Genomic DNA, 17,749 nt, shown 5'->3' with positions numbered 1-17,749 from the left:
ATTCTCCACCCAAAGATGCTCCCACTTCAACACCCCTGCCAGTGGCCACACCTGGGTAGCAAAGGCTTTTAGGGAGATTGAGCAAGTGGGGAGGGGTGGTGTTATGGGATTCCTGAAGGTGGTTTCTCTCGAGGAGGCTCTCAAGGTCATAGAGTCCTTTGGGATTGAGGCGAAGGTTGAGGAGGTTCCTGTTGAGGAGGCCCTTGGGAGGGTTCTAGCGGAGGATGTTAGGGCGCCGATTGACGTCCCCCCCTTCGACAGGGCCACGGTTGACGGCTACGCGCTCAGAGCGGAAGATACCTTCATGGCGAGCGAGAGCGAGCCCGTGAGGCTAAAGCTCGTCGGCCAGATAAACGCGGGGGATATCCCCGAGATAAAGCTCGAGAAGGGCCAAACAGTGGGAATCTCCACAGGGGCGCCGCTTCCTCTGGGAGCGGATGCCGTGGCCATGCTCGAGGAGGTTGAGGTTGAAGGCGACGAGGTTCTCATCTACAAGCCCTACTATCCCCAGGCGGGCGTGATGAAGGCCGGAACTGACATAGCCAAGGGGGCGGTGGTTCTCAAAGCCCCGAAAAGGCTCACCTTCAAAGACACGGCCCTCCTTTCGGCGCTTGGTTATGAGAAGGTCAGGGTCTTCAGGAGGCCGAGGGTGGCGGTGATAAGCACGGGGAATGAGATTATCCTCCCTGGCGAGGAGCTCAGGCCGGGAAGTATTTACGACATCAACGGGAGGGCCATAACGGATGCAATCAGGGAACTCGGGGGTGAGGCGTTTTTCCTTGGAATAGCGAGGGACGATGAGGATAGTTTGAGGGAGAAGCTCCTCGAGGGGCTGAAGTACGACATGGTCATCCTGTCGGGAGGCGCTTCCGCGGGAGTTAGGGATCTGACGAGCTCGATAATAGAGGAGCTGGGGAAGGTCCACGTCCACGGGATAGCCATCCAGCCCGGAAAGCCCACCATAATAGGCCAGGTTGATGGAAAGCCCATCTTTGGCCTCCCCGGCTACCCGACGAGCTGCCTCACGAACTTCACGCTCCTCGTTGCGCCCCTCCTCAGGAGGCTCCTCGGCCTAAGCGGGGAGAAGAGGAGCGTCAGGAAGAGGCTCGCGCACAAGGTGTTCTCCGTCAAGGGAAGGAGGCAGTTTCTCCCGGTTAGGGTGGAGGGCGAGGAGGCCGTGCCGATACTCAAGGGGAGTGGAGCGATTACCAGCTTCGTTGATGCGGACGGCTTCATAGAGGTGCCCGAGACGGTGGAGATACTCGAGGAAGGGGAAGAGGTCGAGGTGTTCCTCTTCTGAGGTGAGGGCCGTGAGGTTCGTGGTGGTCAGCGACGTGCACGGCAACGTTGGGAAGGCGGAGAGGCTTGTTGAGCGTCTCATGGGCGAGGAGTTCGATGCCCTCCTGATAGCGGGGGACATAACCCACTTCAGGGGGCGCGAGAGCGCCGAGAAAGTCCTAAACGCGTTCGAGGAGCTTGGTAAACCGATGCTGGCGATAATGGGCAACTGCGACGGGAGGGACGTCCTTGACCTCCTCGAGGAGAGGGGGATAAGCGTTCACGATAGGCGCGTCGAACTTGGTGGAGTGGGGATAGTGGGCTTCGGGGGCTCCAACATAACCCCCTTCTCCACGATCTGGGAGTTCGACGATGGGGCGATACTCGAAAGCCTCTCGAGGAACTACAGAGACGGGGATGTTCTGCTCCTCCACACTCCCCCCTACGGCACCAAAGCGGACAGAATTTACTCCGGGAGGCACGTGGGGAGCAAAGGTGTCAGGGATTTCATCAAGGAGCGCCAGCCGCCGCTCGTTCTCTGCGGCCACATCCACGAGGCAAGGGCCGTGGACAGCATTGGAAAGACGGTCGTTGTGAACCCGGGCCCGCTGTTCAGGGGTTACTACGCCACCGTTGAGCTCAAAGGGGGGAAGGTGAGCGTCTCACTGGAGCGGCTTTGAGGGCAAAAAGCTTTTTACCCCCCGCCCCCAACTATTTCCACCGCCGGAGTGATGGGCATGGATGAACTCATTGAATTCTACGCGAGCGAGGCCCTCATGTGTCCCCGAAGGGTTTACTACCGCCTCAAGGGCTATCCGCCGAGGTGGCCAGCGAACGTCAAGGTTAGGCTCCAGCAGGGCATTAAGGTCCACAAAATCTTTGGCGAAGTCCTCAGGAGGCGCTACAGCTACGAGCTTGAGAAGCACATGGTCCTGAAGGCCCCGCGGCTCGGCTTTGAAATCCACGGAAGGATTGACGCTTTCAGGGAGCACCCCATCGAAATCAAGGGCAAGACGAGCGTCCCCAGAGAGCCCTACGACTACCATCTGGCCCAGCTCAACATCTACATGCGGTGGGCGAACGCGGAGTGGGGCTACCTCTACTACATCCGCCTCGGGAACGAGGATAAGAGGCTCCAGAAGGCGGACTTCTCGAAGTTTCCCCTGGTGGAGGGCGTCGGCATAAGGGCTTTCGAGGTGCCCTACGACAAGAAGCTCTTCCACGAGACTCTCCGAGAGTTCTACAAAATAAAGAAGGCCTACGAAAAGGATAAGCCCCCGAAGGGCTGGGACAACTTCATGTGCCGCTTCTGCCCCTACCGCTACCTTTGCTATCCGGAGGACTACGCCGACGGCTACTTTTAGTCCCTTCTAAGGCGCCACTTGATGCCCCCCTCAACAACGGCCTCGATTCTCCTCTCGTTGTAGAGCGTCGCCAGGATGGCCTTTATGGGAACCTGGTTGAGGGCGAGCGCCTTTGGCGTTAGCGGTGCGCCGAACTCGAGGGCCATGCTGTAAGAGAGCTCGTCCACGCTCATGGGCCTCTCGAGGAGGCGTAGAATTAAGGCCCTGACGTTCTCAACCGCCTTCCTGTTGGTCTCGATGAGCCCTATGGCATCCTCTCCCTTCACCATCGGCCCGTGGGAGGGTATCAGAAGGAATCCCTCCTCCGCGTAGCCCCTGAGTCTCTCCAGGGACTCCATGAAGAGTGCAGGTTCGACGAGGTAGGGCACGCCTATGCCTTTCAAAAGTCTCTCCCCGAAGAAGCTGTCCCCCGCGTAGATAACGGCGTTGTCCTCATCCATGAAGCCCGTCATGCCGGGGGAGTGGCCATCGAGCTTCAATGCCCTGAGTCCAAAGAGTTCATCCCCCCACTCGAAGATTCCGTGAACCTTCACCTCCCCGGGGAACTGGTAAACGAGGAAGCCCTCCGGTGCCTTTGATCCGAAGGTGAGGAGCTCTCTGTTTAGGGGGCTCTCCGCGATGGAGAACTCAAAGCGGTGGATTAGGAGTGGCTTTTCGAGTTTGGGAACTACCGCCACGTGGTCGGCGTGCCCGTGTGTGGCAAGAAGGTGGGATGCCTCAAGGCCGAGCTTTCTGAGCTCCCTCCTCAGCTCCTTGTGCCTCTTCTTCCCGTTGCCCGGATCAACGAGGACGGCCCTCCCCTCGAAGAGCTTGACCATGGTCGAGGGGGAGCCGGGGTATAGATACAGGTCCTCTCCAATCTCCTTCATGGGGACTACCTCGCGAGTTTAAACAGGTCGGAGCGCGTAATTATTCCAACGGGGGAGCCTTCGCGGTTCTGCACTATGACCGCGGGATGCTCCTCGAGGAGGTACTTCACTATCTCAACGTCGTCCTCCTCGTTGACTATGGGAAACGGCTCGTCCATGACCTCCATGACTTTCCTCCCGTAGATGTCCTCCATCTCAAGGCTCTTCCTGACGAGGGAGCGGTCGGTTATGCCGCCGACAACGCGCTTACCGCTTATGACGGGCACCTGTGAGATGTTGTGCTCCTTCATGAAGCGTATTACCTTTTCCACCGGGTCGTAGGGCTTCACGGCCACTATCGGGCTGGACATGAGGTTTTTGGCCTTCAGGCGGCCCTTCTTGCATTCTATGAGCGCCTGCAGGATTTTGTTGAACGTGGAGAGCCTCGGGTCAACCCTCCCGTTCTCTAACTTGGCTATGTACGCCTGGGTGACCCCGGCTCTCTCGGCGAGCTCCTCCTGGGTTATCCCGAGTTCCTTTCGGATGCGTTTTATATCCCTCGGGTCAAAGGGCCTTGGAAGTATTACCATGATAACCCCCGGTTATATCCGTGCGTTCGATGTTAATAAGTTTTCCCAATAACCAGCAGTTATATTCTGGTGTGATTGATATGCCGAAAAATATATAAAGCGTCCATCAGAGTGCATCTCACAAAGGTTACGGGTGATGATCATGGCGGAAGTCAAAAGGAACATAGTTGTTGAGGAGCTCTACAAGACCCCCGTTGAGATGCAGAAGGTCGAGCTCGTCGAGAGGAAGGGAATAGGCCACCCCGACAGCATAGCCGACGGTATTGCCGAGGCTGTTAGCAGGGCCCTCTCGAAGGAGTACATCAAGAGGTACGGGATAATCCTCCACCACAACACGGACCAGGTTGAGGTCGTTGGTGGAAGGGCCTACCCGCGCTTCGGCGGCGGTGAGGTCATAAAGCCGATCTACATCCTCCTCTCGGGAAGGGCCGTGGAGCTCGTTGACAGGGAGCTCTTCCCGGTCCACGAGGTCGCCATAAAGGCCGCGAGGGAGTACCTCAGGAAGGCCGTTCGCCACCTCGACGTTGACAACCATGTCGTCATAGATTCCCGCATAGGTCAGGGAAGCGTTGACCTCGTCGGAGTTTTCAACAAGGCCAAGGAGAACCCCATCCCGCTCGCCAACGACACCTCCTTCGGTGTGGGCTTCGCGCCCTTCAGCGAGGTTGAGAAAATCGTCTACGAGACGGAGAGACTCCTCAACGGCGACGAGTTCAAGAAGAAGTACCCGGCCCTCGGTGAGGACATAAAGGTCATGGGCCTCAGGAAGGGCGACGAGATAGACCTCACGATTGCTGCGGCCATGGTTGACAGCGAGCTCCAAAGCCCCAAGGAGTACCTCGAAGTCAAGGAGGCCCTCCACGAGGAGGTCAGGGAGCTCGTGCAGGCCCACACGGAGAGGAAGGTCAACATATACATCAACACCGCCGACGACCCCTCGAAGGACATTTACTACATCACCGTCACCGGAACGAGCGCCGAGGCCGGCGACGATGGTTCCGTTGGAAGGGGCAACCGCGTGAACGGCCTCATAACCCCGAACAGGTACATGAGCATGGAGGCGGCCGCAGGTAAGAACCCCGTCAGCCACGTGGGCAAGATTTACAATCTGCTCGCGAACCTCATAGCCAAGGACGTGGCGGAGAAGGTCGAAGGTGTGGAAGAGGTCTACGTCAGGATACTCAGCCAGATAGGCAAGCCCATAGACCAGCCCCTTGTTGCGAGCCTTCAGATACTCCCGAAGAAGGGCTACACCCTTGAGAAGATAGAGAAGCCGGCATACGAGATAGCCGACGAGTGGCTCGCCAACATAATCAAGGTAAGGGAAATGGTGATAGAGGGCAGGATAAACGTCTTCTGAGCCCTCTCCCTTTTCTTCCATCAGAGGGCCGGTGTGCCCTGCTTGAGAACCCTTAAAAGCCGCGCTTCCTGAGCGAGGATTGAGTTCTTCTCCCGCCTCACGATGGCGAGTTTCTTCGAAACACCCCTCCGCCCCTGCATGGCCAGCCTCAGGAGGCGTGCCTCCTCGTTGAAGAGGGCCTCCTTCTGCATCTTAACAAGCTCAAGCCTCTTTTCGAGTAGTTTGGATTTCAACATCTCCATAGGGCTCACCTGGGTTTGTGTAGCGCTCCCAACCTTAATAAGGTTTTCGCTTAATGCCAAACATGACTTCGACATTTGACTTAAACCAAAACTATAAAAAGCGGCCACTTAAAATATACTTCGGTGAATAAAATGCTCATAGCGATAACGGGAACCCCCGGCGTGGGGAAAACCACAACGGCGAAGCTCCTGGCTGAAAAGCTCGGTTACGAATACGTGAGCGTGAAGGATCTTGCCCTCGAGTGGGGCGTTGGAGAGAGGGTCGGGGAGGAGGTTGAGATTGACGTTGATGCCCTGGCTGAGAGGTTTGAGAGGGAGTTTCAGGGAAAGAACGCGGTGGTTGACGGCCACCTTAGCCACCTCCTCCCCGCTGACATCGTGGTGGTGCTGCGCCTCCATCCCCTGGAGGTCGCGAAGAGGCTCGGGGAAAGGGGTTATGACGCAAAAAAGCTGGCCGAGAACGTCGAGGCGGAGCTCGTTGACGTATGCCTGGTGGAGGCCCTCGAGGAGCATGAGAACGTCATAGAGGTGGACACCACCGGCAAGAACCCCGAGGAAGTGCTGGGGGAGGTGCTTGAGTTGATAAAGCACGGCCCGAAAAGGCGCGTTGGCATCGTTGACTGGAGTAACGCTTATGACGATGTGCTCCCATACCTGACAACGGGGGGTGAGTGAGATGGGACTCGGTATGTGGCTTAGAACCGGATTCTTGATGGCCGTCCTCACGGGGCTCCTTATGGGGGTGGGCTACCTCCTCGGCGGGACGAACATGATGTTCATAGCCTTCGCCTTCGCGCTCCTCATGAACTTCTTCAGCTACTGGTACAGCGACAGGCTCGTGCTCGCCTGGTACGGTGCGAGGGTCGTTGATGAGATGGAGGCGCCCGAGCTCTACGCGATAGTGAGGGGACTCGCAAACGAAGCCGGTATCCCCACTCCAAGGGTCGCCATCGTCCCAACGGAAACCCCTAACGCCTTCGCCACTGGAAGGAACCCAAAGAACGCCGTCGTGGCGGTGACACAGGGGCTCCTAAGGATACTCAACAAGGACGAGCTTGAGGGTGTCCTGGCCCACGAGATAAGCCACATCAAGAACCGCGACATCCTTATAAGCACCGTGGCGGCCGCCATAGCGGGTGCAATAATGCAGCTGGCATACTGGGCACGCTGGATAGCCATCTTCGGGGGCTACCGCGGTGACAGGGACGATGGGGGCGATGTAATCGGCGCCATCCTCGTGGCGATACTTGCCCCAATAGCGGCGATGCTCGTCCAGGCAGCCATAAGCCGCTCGAGGGAGTACCTCGCTGACGAAACCGGCGCGAGGATAAGCGGCAAGCCGTGGGCCCTCGCGAGGGCCCTTGAGAAGATAGAGTACGCCGTCTCGAGGAGGCCCCTTCGGAACGGGAATCCAGCTACGGCGCACATGTTCATTGTCAACCCCTTCAAGGGCATGGGTATAGCGAACCTCTTCTCGACCCACCCGCCAACGGAGAAGAGGATAGAGCGCCTCAGGAAGATAGCTCAGGATATGGGAACCGCCTTCTGAAGATTTTTCACTTTTTTGAGGAAGATTTATATCGGAATACATGTAACTTTGTGGCATACTGATTTGGGTGGTGCGTTATGAGGATTGTCGTAGCGGTGACAGGTGCGAGCGGTAGCGTGTACGGCGTGAGGCTCGTGGAGGTTCTGAGGGAGCTTGGACACGAGCCTATCCTTGTGGCTTCGAAAACAGGTAAAGCCGTTGCTTTTCACGAGCTGGGGGTTAAGCTAAATCCCGATTACGATGAAAACGACCTGTTCGCTCCGATTGCCTCCGGCTCCTACCCCTTCGACGCGGTGGTTATAGCCCCCTGTTCCATGAAAACGCTGTCGGCCATTGCAAATGGCTACGCTGACAATTTAATCACACGGGTTGCCGATGTGGCACTGAAGGAGCGTAGAAAACTCGTTCTTGTCGTGAGGGAAACCCCATTAAGTCTTATTCATCTCCAGAACATGTTGAAAGTTACCCAAGCCGGTGGGATAATATTGCCAGCATCTCCAGGTTTTTATGGAAATCCTAAAACAATAGACGACATAGTAAACTTTATAATCGGAAAAATCTTAGATGCCATTGGAATTCCAAATAAGATTTACAAAAGATGGAGTTACGAGGTGTGAGAGATGCTGCAACTTGATGATCTGGACAGGGCTATAATCCGACTCCTAAAGGGCGATGCAAGACTTACAATTTCGGAGATAAGTTCCAATCTGGGCAAACCCGAGTCAACTATACACTTCAGGATCAAAAAGCTACAGGAAAGGGGGATAATAGACAAGTACACCATAATCCTCGGAAAACCCGTGAAACCAAAGGTCGCGGCCTTCCTGATACTCAAGGTGGAGAAGCCCGTTATCGAGGACTTCCTCGAGCGCTACCTCGAGTACATAGCCAAGACCCTCTCGATGCTCCCCAACGTCCTCATGGTCGCCAAGAGCGGAGACGACCACCTTGTCGCGCTGATCGGAGAGGAGACCCAGGAGAACCTCGAAAGGTTCATAGAGGACAACATAAAGACGATACCAACCCTCAAAGAGGTAAACGTCCTCCCCATAAGGGAGTTCAAGAAGGGGGAGGACGTAATAGGCTTCCTCGCGGAGATTTGATATGGAGATCGAGGTTAAATTCCGGGTCCGCCTCGAGGAGATACGCCCTAAAATCGAGGGGCTTGGGGCGATCCTCTCCCATGAGGAAGTCCAGGAGGACGTTTACTTTTCCCTCCCCTCTCCACAGCTCCTAAGGGTTAGGCGCGTGGAGAACCTCGGGAGGGCCTTTCTAACCTACAAGCTCATAAAGGATCCCGGCAGGAACGAGGAGTTCGACGAGCTTGAGGTGGAGGTTTCCGACTTCGATACCACCGTGGAGATACTCAAGAGGCTCGGTTTTGAGGAGGACGTCATCGTGAGGAAGCACCGCTACGTGTATCGGCTCGGGGACGTTACCTTCGAACTCAGCCGCGTCGAGAACCTGGGGGATTTTCTGGACATAGAGGTGATTGCGGAGGATATCGGAGGCGCGAAGCGCCGAATATGGGATGTGGCTAAAAAGCTCGGACTGAGCGAGAAAGATGTGGAACCGAGGCTCTACCAGGAACTCATAAGGGAGAAAATGGGAAACTAACTCACCTCGCGGTGGCGACGATTTTGATCACGTCGTTGAACTCCAGCTCGTAGTCCTCGCCCACCCTGCGGTGCGTTTTGGCGTTCACCGCGTAGAGGAAGGTTTTGCCTAGGTCGGTGTGCACTTTGTAAGCCAGATCCCTGGGTGTGGAGCCCTTCGGGAGGAGGTGGACGTGGGGTAAAACGTTCCCGAACTGGTCCGTCAGCTTGTGCTCGTCCTCCACGGGGTAAACGGGGACGAGCTTGAGGAGTTCAAAGGTGGCCCTGTTTATGACCTCCTGCACACCCGTGGAGCCGAAGCGGTCGAGAACCTTCTCCTTTATGAGCTCAAGCCCCTTTCTCTGCTTCTCGTTTAGCGGCTTAAGCACCTTAAAGTCGCTCTCTCCAGGGATGTACTCTATGAAGCCGGCTTTGGCAGCCTTCCTAAGGGTTAGCTCCGCGGCCGCGCTCGTGGGGACGACTATGTAGCCCCTCTTCTCCCCCTCCCGCTTAAGGCGCTCTATTGCCTCGTCGCTCGCCGCGTCGGCCTTGTTCGCTGCGATGATAATCGGCTTGTTTATCTTCCTGAGCTCCGTGACGAAGGCGAGCAGATCCTCGTCGCTCCACTTGGTGGGATCCTCTCCAAGGCCGAGCTTGTGGATGGCCTCGAAGGTGTCCTCCTCGCTAACGCCAACACCCGTGAGCTGGTCGGCTATGGCCTGGGCGAGCTTGAGGTGCTGGAGCTTGATGCGCTTGGCGAGCTTGTCCCAGTTCTTGTGGAGTATGCCGAAGAGCCAGTAGTCTATCTCCCTCTCCAGGAAGTCTATGTCGTTCACGGGGTCGTAGGCGTCCGTGGGCCTGCCTTCCTCGTCCGTCTTTCCAGTCGCGTCTATGACGTGGATAAGCGCTGAGGCCATCCTCAAATCATCGAGGAACTTGTTGCCAAGGCCGCGTCCCTCGTGAGCCCCCGGAACAAGGCCGGCAACGTCCACCATCTTAATTGGAATCAGGGCCTTCCCATCTTTGTACTCGTAGTTCTGGGGGTTTGGGGTACAGCCGAGTTCCTTACACGGGTGCTCAGCTATCGCGTATGTAACGCCTATGTTAGCGTCAATCGTGGTGAAGGGATAATTCGCTATCTGGGCCTCGGCGAGGGTTGCAGCTGAAAAGAATGTGGACTTCCCAACGTTGGGCTTTCCAACAACTCCTATCTCCATTCTATCACCTTATCCCAAATCGCCCTTCGGGTATAAAAGGTTAAGGCAGCCCGCAAATCAAAAGGGTTATATACATTTTACTCATAATACGTGGTGATTCAGGGGAATTCAGTACCTCGTGGAGGCGATTTCATGGAGCTCCCCCTCTCGGACCCCTTCATCTCGATTGCTATAATCCTGATCGTATCAAAAACCTTCGGCTACGTCTTCACCAAGCTCAAGCAGCCCTCTGCGATGGGTGAAATCGTCGGGGGAATAATAATCGGAACCTCAGTTCTAAACCTCATCCAGACAACCGAGAGCCTTGAATTCCTCAGCGAGCTCGGTGTCGTGCTCCTTCTATTTCTGGCGGGTCTCGAAACCGATATCGAGGAGTTCAAGCGCGTTGGGGGGCCGGCTTTTCTAATAGCCAGCGGCGGTGTGGTTATCCCCTTCATCCTCGGCTACCTCACCACCCTTCCCTTCACCCACTCGAAGATGGCCTCCCTCATGATGGGGGGTGTGCTCACCGCCACGAGCGTAAGCCTGACGGCGAGCGTTCTGATGGAGATGAAGAAGCTCAGGAGCAAGGAGGGGGCGAGCATACTGGCGGCCGCGGTGGTTGATGACGTCCTCGGTATCCTTGTGCTCACCGTTCTCGTGGCCATCAACACCACGGGAACCATAAGCCTCGAGGAGATTGGGGAGCTCCTCGGGGAGGCCGCCCTCTTCTTCGGGGCCGTCCTTGTCCTGGGCATCCCGGTCGTCAAGCGTCTCATAAGGCTCTCCTCAAGGATAACCCTCCCGGAGAGCACGGTGGCCTTCGCCCTCGCCGTCGTGATGAGCCTGGCATTCCTTGCCGAGGAGTTCCGCATAGCGGGCATAACGGGCGCCTACCTCGCGGGCCTCCTCATAGGGCAGACGGACGAGGCCAGGAGAATAAGCGATAAGGTCACGACGATAGCCTACGCGCTTCCGGTTCCGGTGTTCCTGGTGGGCATAGGAATACACACGGATATACGCGTCTTCTACGCTGGCGGCGCCTCCACGCTCGCCCTCATAGGGGTTTACGCCCTCGTCGCGGCCCTCGGTAAGGTTGTTGGCTGTGGTGCTGGGGCCCTCCTCTCTAGTTTCAAGCCGAAGGAGGCCCTCAGGGTGGGAATAGGCATGATACCGAGGATGGAGGTTGCCCTGATTATGCTCACGGTTGGAAAGGGGGAGGGAGTCCTCACGAGCACGCTCTTCTCGGTAGGCGTCGCCATGACGATAATAACGACCCTTGTAACTCCATCGCTGCTCGTGTGGTCATTTAGGGAGTAAAAAAAGCTCAGAAAATCAAAAACCTTCCCTTTTCCATTATCCTCTCCCCGTCAACCTCGACCGTTGGGTTCATGATGAGGCAGTCGAAGTGGTTCAGCGCGGGGGCATCGTTGTCGTAGTTTGCCCCTATGGCGATGTGAACCGTGTTTCTGAGCTTTTCGTCCTCAAGAAGCTTTCCGCTCATCTTCGCCCTTGGATTCAGGCCTATACCGAGTTCTCCGAGGTGCCACGAGTTCCTTGCGAGCTCTTTCTTATCCATTTCAAGGGCTCTCCTTTCAGCGCTCTTTATGGCCTCCTCCAGCCTTCCCGCCTCTGTCCCTCCTTCTATGGAAACGACGAATCCGCCCTTTACCTTCACTTTGACGGGTGTCTTCGGGACAACGCTCTCCCCACCGAGCCCTATCGTGCCGTCGAAAACTATGGTCCCCTCGCTCCTGCCCACGGCGGGGGATATGAAAACCTCTCCCGCGGGTATGTTCCCTCCCCTTCCGGGTTTTCTGAAGTCGCCGTCGTCCTTGAGAGCCTTTCTGCCTTCGATGCTCATCCAGAGGTCAGTTCCGGCATCGCTCGTTATGTGAACTTCCCTTCCCCTGTCGAGGATTTCCGCCAGAACCTTCGCCTCATCCCTCAGACGCCCGTAGTCTATGGGGACGGCGCGCAGATAGGTGTAGGTGTCTATCCCCGGGCTCCAGAAGGCCCTTATCCTCCTGTCACCGTGGAGGAGCTTCTCGAATATATGGGCGTACTTCCTACCGTCCCTCCCAACGTAGCCTACGTGGAGGCCGTGGGGGTCCTTCCCGAGCTTCTTCTGGCTTATCGAGATCACCACATCGGGCTCGCTCTTAAGGGCTTCCAATACGGCCCTCTCGGCGTAGTCAAGTGTGCCCTTTGCCTCCTGAACCAGAACGGTGGGCTTTCCCCCCATCTCCCTCGCGGCTTCAAAGAGGCTCAGAGAAATTCCGAGAACTTCCCCCGGATTGGTCACGATTAGAACTTCCTCCCCCCTCTCGAGCGCGAGCACATCCCTCATGACTATCCTGGACACCTCTATGGGCTGCATGTGACCACCGTTGAACCTTCGTCCTCCCGTTTAATAACCGTTGTGGGCACGTGGAAAAGCATAATTACCATGACGCCAAAGTTTATCAGGTGGTCTCATGAGGATATACACCCTTGTGGAGGATTACTCGGGTTACGAGAGCCCTTTCCTCGGGCAGCACGGGGTTAGTTTTCTCATAGAGTATGGGGGAAAGAAGCTGCTCTTCGACACTGGACAGAGCGAAAAGGCCGTGCTCCACAATATGAAACTCCTGGGGATTAAAGCGGGTGATATTGACTACGTCTTCCTCTCCCACTGTCACTACGACCACACCGGGGGCCTACTCGGTATCCTCGACGCCACTGGGAAGAGGGTTCCGGTGATAGCCCACCCCACGATATTCAGAAAGCACTTCGTAACGAAACCCCACCTGAGGGATGTGGGCGTGCCTTTTAGGAGGGAGGAGGTTGAGGAGCGTGGCGAGCTCTTTTTAACGGCGGAGCCATTTCAGATAGTCGGGGGGCTATATTCCACCGGGGAGATAAGGAAGAGGGAGGATTTCGAGAAAGCGAGCGTCGAGGTTTACACCCTCCGGGACGGCAGAATCGTGAGGGACGAACTGATGGACGATATGAGCGTCGTTGTGAAAACCTCCGAGGGGATTGTAATCGTCAGCGGATGCTCCCACGCGGGGATAGTGAGCATAGTGAAGCGGGCCATTGAGATTACGGGCGAGGAGAGGGTCAGGGCTGTTGTTGGAGGGTTTCACCTGATAGATGCCTCCGAGGAGAGGATAAGTAAGACGGTTGAAGCTTTCATGGAGCTCGGGGTGGAGGAGGTTTACACCGGCCACTGCACGGGTTTGAGGGCTGAAGCAGCTTTCCTTGGGACTTACGGGGAGAGGTTCCACAAGCTCCATTCCGGAATGGTCATGGAATTTGGGGGTTAGGTGTTGAAGATGGTGGGGCCGAGAATCACCGTGTTCGCGTACTCAAAGGACAGGTTCGAGGAAAGGAGGGTGGAGAGCCTCGGGGAAGGGCTTACCTTCAAAGACTACCGCGTGGTGTGGATAAACGTTGACGGTATCGCCTACCTCGACGAACTCAGGGAGTTCCTCGGGGTTCACGACGCCCACTTGAGGGCCCTAACGCGGGGCAGGGGAAGGGCGCAGGTGCATGCCATGGACGATTACCTCCTCATCCTCCTGCACCAGATTTACGAGATCAAGGGGGGCCTGAAAAAGGAGAGGATAGCCATACTCCTCAAGGACAACTTCGTTATAACCCTCCAGGAGCAGCCCGGGGATGTGTTCAACCCCCTCCGCGAGGCGATAAGGCAGGGAGAGGGCCTCTTCAGGGCCAAGGGGCCGGACTACCTCGTTTACGCCCTCCTCGATGCCATAGTTGAGAACTACACCCAGATACTCGAGAAGATAAGCGGGAGGATGGAGGAGCTGGAGAGGGAAATACTCGAGGGCGGAAATACCGGGGTGCTGCGCAGGATACACGGCATCAGGATGCGCGTTCTTTTCATAAGGCGCACCATCTTCCCTCTCCTTGAGGTCTTCAGGAAGCTGGGGCTTGAGGGAGGCAAGTTCTTCGACGAGGAGACCGCGGGCTACTTTGAGGAGCTCCACACCCACGTCATGGAGGTTCTCGACATAGTGGAGAGCCAGAGGGACATGGCCAACGGGCTCGTTGAGATGTACTACTCCACCCTCTCCATGAGAATAAACGAGATAATGCGCATTCTCACGGTGGTCTCGACGGTTTTCATCCCCCTTACTTTCATAACAGGCATTTATGGCATGAACTTCCGCTATATGCCCGAGCTCTACTGGCGCTACAGCTATCCCCTCGTTCTTCTCCTGATGCTCTCAATAAGCCTCGGTATGCTCTACTACTTCAGGAGAAAGGGGTGGCTCTGAGGGCGAGGGGCGGTGAGTTTGAAAAAAGGTAAGCGATTGGATAAGCGTTGCACTTAAAAGTCCTCGACTCCAAGCGCCAGCCTCACCGCCCTCTCCGCCACCACATCGAGTGGGTCAATGAGGGGAACCTTAAGGTCCTCGGGCTTGAGCACGACGCTGACCTCCGTACAGCCGGCTATTACCCCCTCGCTCCTCCGCTGGAGCTTTCTGGCCTCCCTTAAGAGAAGCCCCCTCCCGAGCTCCAGGTTGCCGGTCTTCACGCCCTCGTAAATGCCCCTCATAACATCCTTCTGCCCCTTCCTGTCGGGCAGGGCTATTCTAACGCCCCTTCTCAGGAGCGCCCTGTGGTAGACCATCCCCTTTATGGTTCCGTCCGTTGCGAGGAGGCCCACCTTCTTTATCCCAAGGCGTTTCACGTGCTCCGCCGTCTCCTCCACCATGCTGACGAGGGGAATCCTCACGGCCCGCCTGATGGTCTCCTCGAAGAAGTGGGCCGTGTTGCAGGGCATCACTATGAAGTCCGCCCCCCACTCCTCGAGCTTCCGGGCGCTTTCCACGAGGGCGGGCCTCGGGTCCTCTCCCTCGTCAATTATGAAGGCCGTTCTGTCCGGAATTTTCGGGTTGTTGTAGATTATGACCCTCGGGTGTTCCTGATCCCTCCTAGCTGGGGTTTTGAGTACTATCCGCCTGAAGAGCTCCGCCGTCGCGAGGGGTCCCATTCCCCCGAGGATGCCTATCGTCCTCTCCATGGTTCTTCACTTTGCGTAGGTTATCTTACCCTCGCGCCACTCGATGTAGCGGGCCATCATGAAGAGGGCATCGCTCAGCCTGTTGAGATAAACGAGAACCCCCTCCCCAAAGCCGTACTCCAGGACGAGTTTGGCCACCCTGCGCTCCGCCCTCCTCGCCACCGTTCTGCAGACGTCGAGCTTGGCGCTGGCCACGGTGGAACCGGGGAGAACGAAGCCCTCCAGCTTCACCTCCTCTTCAAAGCGGGCCGTTAGTTCCTCGAGCCACCTGACTTCTTCTTCTCCAACCTTTTTGTACTGCCCCTTGCTCGCTATCTCGGCCATGAGGGAGTACAGGTGCCTCTGTATGGTTTCGAGGGTTTCCCTCAGCTCATCGTCCACGTGGTGCTTGGCCTCCCCTATAAATGAGCCGAGCTCGTCTATTGTTCCGTTGGCCTCGATGATAGGGGATATCTTGGCCACCCGCTCCCCCGTGAAGATTCCGGTTGTGCCCTTATCACCGGTTTTGGTCGTAACGGGCATGAAACCACCTCCGCTGTGGCTTGGTGTTCACGCCTAATTAAGTTTGCTCCCTCGAATGACTCCGATGTGGGAGAAAGTTTAATAACTCTAAAATCTGCATCTAAATTTTGGTGATAACATGAAGAGGTGGAGCCTGTTTTTAATCGTGGTAATGCTTCTGAGCGCCGTACCAGGGACAATGCTCTCAAGTGTCTCCGCAGATGTTCCATACGTTTCAATACACGATATACAGTACACCGAAGACCCGAGTGGAGATTCGCCATACAAATATAGCACGGTGATAACTAGGGGTGTGGTCACCGCCATTGCTGGAAGCAAGGGATTCTTCATACAGAACGGCACCGGGGCATGGAACGGGATTTATGTGTATCTTGCGGATTACTCAATGCCCGAGGGGTTGAGCGTCGGCAGCTACGTCGAGGTCAAGGGCTATGTGAAGGAGTACTATGGCCTCACGGAGCTTTCAATAGACAAGGACTACGGTAACTACGTGACGATTCTCGGGACTGCTGATGTTCCTGCTCCCGTTATCCTTCCAAGCGGCAATGTTTCCCAGGAGCAGTGGGAGAGCGTTCTCGTCAAAGTGGAGAACGTTGAAGTTACTGACCCCGACCTGGGATACGGAGAGTGGAAGGTGGACGACGGAAGTGGCCCACTCGTGGTGGACGACCTGATGTACCACTATTCCCCGACGATGGGTGAGCGCTTTGAGTCCATCACGGGCGTGGTCTATTACTCGTACGGCAAGTTTAAGCTCGAGCCTAGGGATGAGAACGACCTAAAAATTTACGTCCCACTTATCAAAGTAGCTTCCCTCGACGTCCCGAGCGCCGCCAACAGGAACGATCGGGTCACCATAAAGGCCACCCTTGCAAACGAGGGCACCTTCGACGAGAACGTCACGTTCCTCATCTACATAGACGACGAGCTCAAGCTCAACCAGACGGTTGAGCTCAAGGCCAACTCCAGCGAGGAGGTCACCTACGACTGGATACCGATGGAGCTCGGAAGCCACGTCGTGAAGGCGGAGATTGAGGGTTATGATACCAAATACGCGAGCATTCATATCTTTGAGAATCCCTCGACGATAATAAACACCTACTCCCGCTACTACACAATCCGCTACCTCAAGGAGAAGGAGACGTTTGATGAGCTCTACGCCACCTACGAAAACCTTACGAGCGAGGTTGAGGCCTGCGGCGTTAGTCTCGACATCCTCTCCGATTACATGGAGCTCATATCTGAGAACAAGGCCAAATACGATGAGTACAGCGCCCAGTTCCAGGAGCTCCAGGGGATAGCCTACACCCAGAGCTACCTGGCCACGAAGTACTTCATCACCGCCCGCGGGCTTGCGATCACCCAGGAGAAGCTCATAGGAGAGCTCAACACGGTGATACCCATCCTCCAGGATGCCCTCGAGAAGTGCCAGGCCGGTGAGGAAGTCGTAATCGAGAAGCCCGAGGGCGTGAAGGTTCTCGTTGACAACGGCCACGGCCAGTACTACAACAGCGGCAAGATGATAACCCTCATCACGAAGATGAAGGAGGAGCTCAACTGGACGGTGGAGCTCAACGAGGACGAGTTCACCGCGGACGAGCTCAAGGACTACGACATCGTGATAATCACCAACCCGCACGAGGACTTCACGGATGAGGAGATAGCGGCCCTCCACGAGTACGTTGAGAACGGCGGAGGCCTCCTCGTCACGGGCGACTGGTACCGCTACGTCTACCACCGCACGCTCAACGACCTTGTCTCGGCCTTCGGAATAACCTTCAACGACGACGAGCTCATGGACGAGGAGGTCAACAGCGGGGCGGCGTACTTCCCGTTCGTCGGCGAGTTCAACGAGCATCCGACCACGAAGTTCCTCACGAGCGAGTCCCAGCTCTACTACAACGGAGACACGCTCGACATCACCGGCGATGCAGTGTGGCTCGTCAGGGGATACGAGAGCTCCTACGCGGTGGACGAGGACGGCAACGTCGTGAAGGAAAAGGGTTCAAAGCCGATAGTGGCCGCGGCCGCTGAGTTCGGAAATGGAAGGGTCGTCGTCTACGGCTCAAGCAAGGCCCTTAGCGACGACTACAACGGCAACTACATCAACAGCAACTGGCCGTTCCTTAAGGGAGTCCTTCTCTGGCTCGCCGGCCAGATCTGACTTTTC

20 protein-coding genes are annotated in these 17,749 nt (G+C 56.4%); 13 read left to right on the top strand and 7 right to left on the bottom strand.

Translation table 11 applies throughout. The features are described 5' to 3' along the window. Nucleotides 1–103 precede the first annotated feature (103 nt). Genes PFER_RS02340 through cas4 form a run of 3 tightly spaced genes read left to right on the top strand, consistent with a single transcriptional unit; the run spans nucleotide 104 to nucleotide 2,642 of the window. A complete protein-coding gene (locus tag PFER_RS02340; RefSeq protein ID WP_048148331.1) occupies nucleotides 104–1,300 on the top strand; it encodes a molybdenum cofactor synthesis domain-containing protein in 1,197 nt (398 codons plus the stop codon). A 10-nt stretch (nucleotides 1,301–1,310) separates the two neighbouring features. Then, entirely contained in the window at nucleotides 1,311–1,958 is a 648-nt protein-coding gene (locus tag PFER_RS02335; protein ID WP_048148328.1) for a metallophosphoesterase, read from the top strand. Between the two features lie 57 nt (nucleotides 1,959–2,015). Beyond that, entirely contained in the window at nucleotides 2,016–2,642 is a 627-nt protein-coding gene (cas4, locus tag PFER_RS02330; RefSeq protein ID WP_048148326.1) for a CRISPR-associated protein Cas4, read from the top strand. Here cas4 and PFER_RS02325 read toward each other — a convergent pair. Both PFER_RS02325 and PFER_RS02320 read right to left on the bottom strand, forming a co-directional pair. After that, nucleotides 2,639–3,511 carry an MBL fold metallo-hydrolase gene (locus PFER_RS02325; protein WP_048148325.1) on the bottom strand — a complete coding sequence of 291 codons (873 nt, stop codon included), beginning with the start codon at nucleotides 3,509–3,511 and terminating at the stop codon, nucleotides 2,639–2,641. The two genes, cas4 and PFER_RS02325, sit on opposite strands and share 4 nt — an antisense overlap. Nucleotides 3,512–3,516: 5 nt before the next feature. Then, on the bottom strand, nucleotides 3,517–4,080 hold the full coding sequence (locus tag PFER_RS02320; protein WP_048148321.1) for a CBS domain-containing protein: 564 nt from the start codon (nucleotides 4,078–4,080) through the stop codon (nucleotides 3,517–3,519). 142 nt (nucleotides 4,081–4,222) lie between these two features. Between PFER_RS02320 and PFER_RS02315 the strand changes: the two genes are divergently transcribed. Then, entirely contained in the window at nucleotides 4,223–5,440 is a 1,218-nt protein-coding gene (locus PFER_RS02315; RefSeq protein ID WP_048148317.1) for a methionine adenosyltransferase, read from the top strand. 20 nt (nucleotides 5,441–5,460) lie between these two features. On the opposite strand, the gene PFER_RS02310 is transcribed toward PFER_RS02315, so the two are convergent. Then, on the bottom strand, nucleotides 5,461–5,682 hold the full coding sequence (locus PFER_RS02310; protein WP_211255071.1) for a hypothetical protein: 222 nt from the start codon (nucleotides 5,680–5,682) through the stop codon (nucleotides 5,461–5,463). Between the two features lie 132 nt (nucleotides 5,683–5,814). On the opposite strand from PFER_RS02310, the gene PFER_RS02305 reads away from it, so the two are divergent. The 5 genes from PFER_RS02305 (at nucleotide 5,815) to cyaB (ending at nucleotide 8,848) form a co-directional block, all read left to right on the top strand. Beyond that, on the top strand, nucleotides 5,815–6,357 hold the full coding sequence (locus PFER_RS02305; protein ID WP_048148315.1) for an adenylate kinase family protein: 543 nt from the start codon (nucleotides 5,815–5,817) through the stop codon (nucleotides 6,355–6,357). A gap of 1 nt (nucleotide 6,358) precedes the next feature. Beyond that, entirely contained in the window at nucleotides 6,359–7,231 is an 873-nt protein-coding gene (gene htpX, locus PFER_RS02300) for a zinc metalloprotease HtpX (RefSeq protein ID WP_048148312.1), read from the top strand. A gap of 77 nt (nucleotides 7,232–7,308) precedes the next feature. Next, nucleotides 7,309–7,848, top strand: coding sequence for a UbiX family flavin prenyltransferase (locus PFER_RS02295; RefSeq protein ID WP_048148310.1), 540 nt, complete (start codon nucleotides 7,309–7,311; stop codon nucleotides 7,846–7,848). Nucleotides 7,849–7,851: 3 nt separating this feature from the next. Further along, nucleotides 7,852–8,334: an Lrp/AsnC family transcriptional regulator gene (locus PFER_RS02290; protein ID WP_048148308.1), complete on the top strand. Its 483-nt coding sequence runs from the start codon at nucleotides 7,852–7,854 to the stop codon at nucleotides 8,332–8,334. 1 nt (nucleotide 8,335) lies between these two features. Continuing rightward, nucleotides 8,336–8,848: a class IV adenylate cyclase gene (gene cyaB / locus PFER_RS02285; RefSeq protein ID WP_048148307.1), complete on the top strand. Its 513-nt coding sequence runs from the start codon at nucleotides 8,336–8,338 to the stop codon at nucleotides 8,846–8,848. Between the two features lies 1 nt (nucleotide 8,849). On the opposite strand, the gene PFER_RS02280 is transcribed toward cyaB, so the two are convergent. After that, entirely contained in the window at nucleotides 8,850–10,043 is a 1,194-nt protein-coding gene (locus tag PFER_RS02280) for a redox-regulated ATPase YchF (RefSeq protein WP_048148305.1), read from the bottom strand. A gap of 132 nt (nucleotides 10,044–10,175) precedes the next feature. Between PFER_RS02280 and PFER_RS02275 the strand changes: the two genes are divergently transcribed. Next, nucleotides 10,176–11,342, top strand: coding sequence for a cation:proton antiporter (locus tag PFER_RS02275; RefSeq protein WP_048148303.1), 1,167 nt, complete (start codon nucleotides 10,176–10,178; stop codon nucleotides 11,340–11,342). Nucleotides 11,343–11,349: 7 nt separating this feature from the next. Here PFER_RS02275 and PFER_RS02270 read toward each other — a convergent pair whose 3' ends face one another. Then, nucleotides 11,350–12,402, bottom strand: a complete 1,053-nt coding sequence (locus tag PFER_RS02270) for an aminopeptidase (protein WP_048148301.1) — start codon at nucleotides 12,400–12,402, stop codon at nucleotides 11,350–11,352. A 97-nt stretch (nucleotides 12,403–12,499) separates the two neighbouring features. Here PFER_RS02270 and PFER_RS02265 point away from each other — a divergent pair, with 97 nt between their 5' ends. Then, entirely contained in the window at nucleotides 12,500–13,330 is an 831-nt protein-coding gene (locus tag PFER_RS02265; RefSeq protein ID WP_048148299.1) for an MBL fold metallo-hydrolase, read from the top strand. Between the two features lie 9 nt (nucleotides 13,331–13,339). Beyond that, the gene (gene corA / locus PFER_RS02260) at nucleotides 13,340–14,308 is read left to right on the top strand and encodes a magnesium/cobalt transporter CorA (protein ID WP_048148296.1); all 969 of its coding nucleotides are present in this window, start codon (nucleotides 13,340–13,342) and stop codon (nucleotides 14,306–14,308) included. 53 nt (nucleotides 14,309–14,361) lie between these two features. Here the strand turns inward: corA and PFER_RS02255 are convergent, their stop codons facing one another. Then, complete coding sequence (locus PFER_RS02255) at nucleotides 14,362–15,057, bottom strand: cysteate racemase (RefSeq protein ID WP_048148292.1); 696 nt, start codon at nucleotides 15,055–15,057, stop codon at nucleotides 14,362–14,364. Between the two features lie 6 nt (nucleotides 15,058–15,063). Beyond that, nucleotides 15,064–15,579, bottom strand: a complete 516-nt coding sequence (locus PFER_RS02250; protein WP_048148289.1) for a cob(I)yrinic acid a,c-diamide adenosyltransferase — start codon at nucleotides 15,577–15,579, stop codon at nucleotides 15,064–15,066. Nucleotides 15,580–15,697: 118 nt separating this feature from the next. Between PFER_RS02250 and PFER_RS02245 the strand changes: the two genes are divergently transcribed. Then, nucleotides 15,698–17,743 (top strand): DUF4350 domain-containing protein, encoded by a 2,046-nt coding sequence (locus tag PFER_RS02245; protein ID WP_048148287.1) that lies wholly within the window; start codon nucleotides 15,698–15,700, stop codon nucleotides 17,741–17,743. Nucleotides 17,744–17,749: the final 6 nt, after the last annotated feature.

The organism is Palaeococcus ferrophilus DSM 13482 (assembly GCF_000966265.1).
Taxonomy (GTDB): Archaea; Methanobacteriota_B; Thermococci; order Thermococcales; family Thermococcaceae; genus Palaeococcus; species Palaeococcus ferrophilus.
Note: the sequence above shows the minus strand (reverse complement) of the source record. Positions and strands in the feature narration are given on the sequence as shown.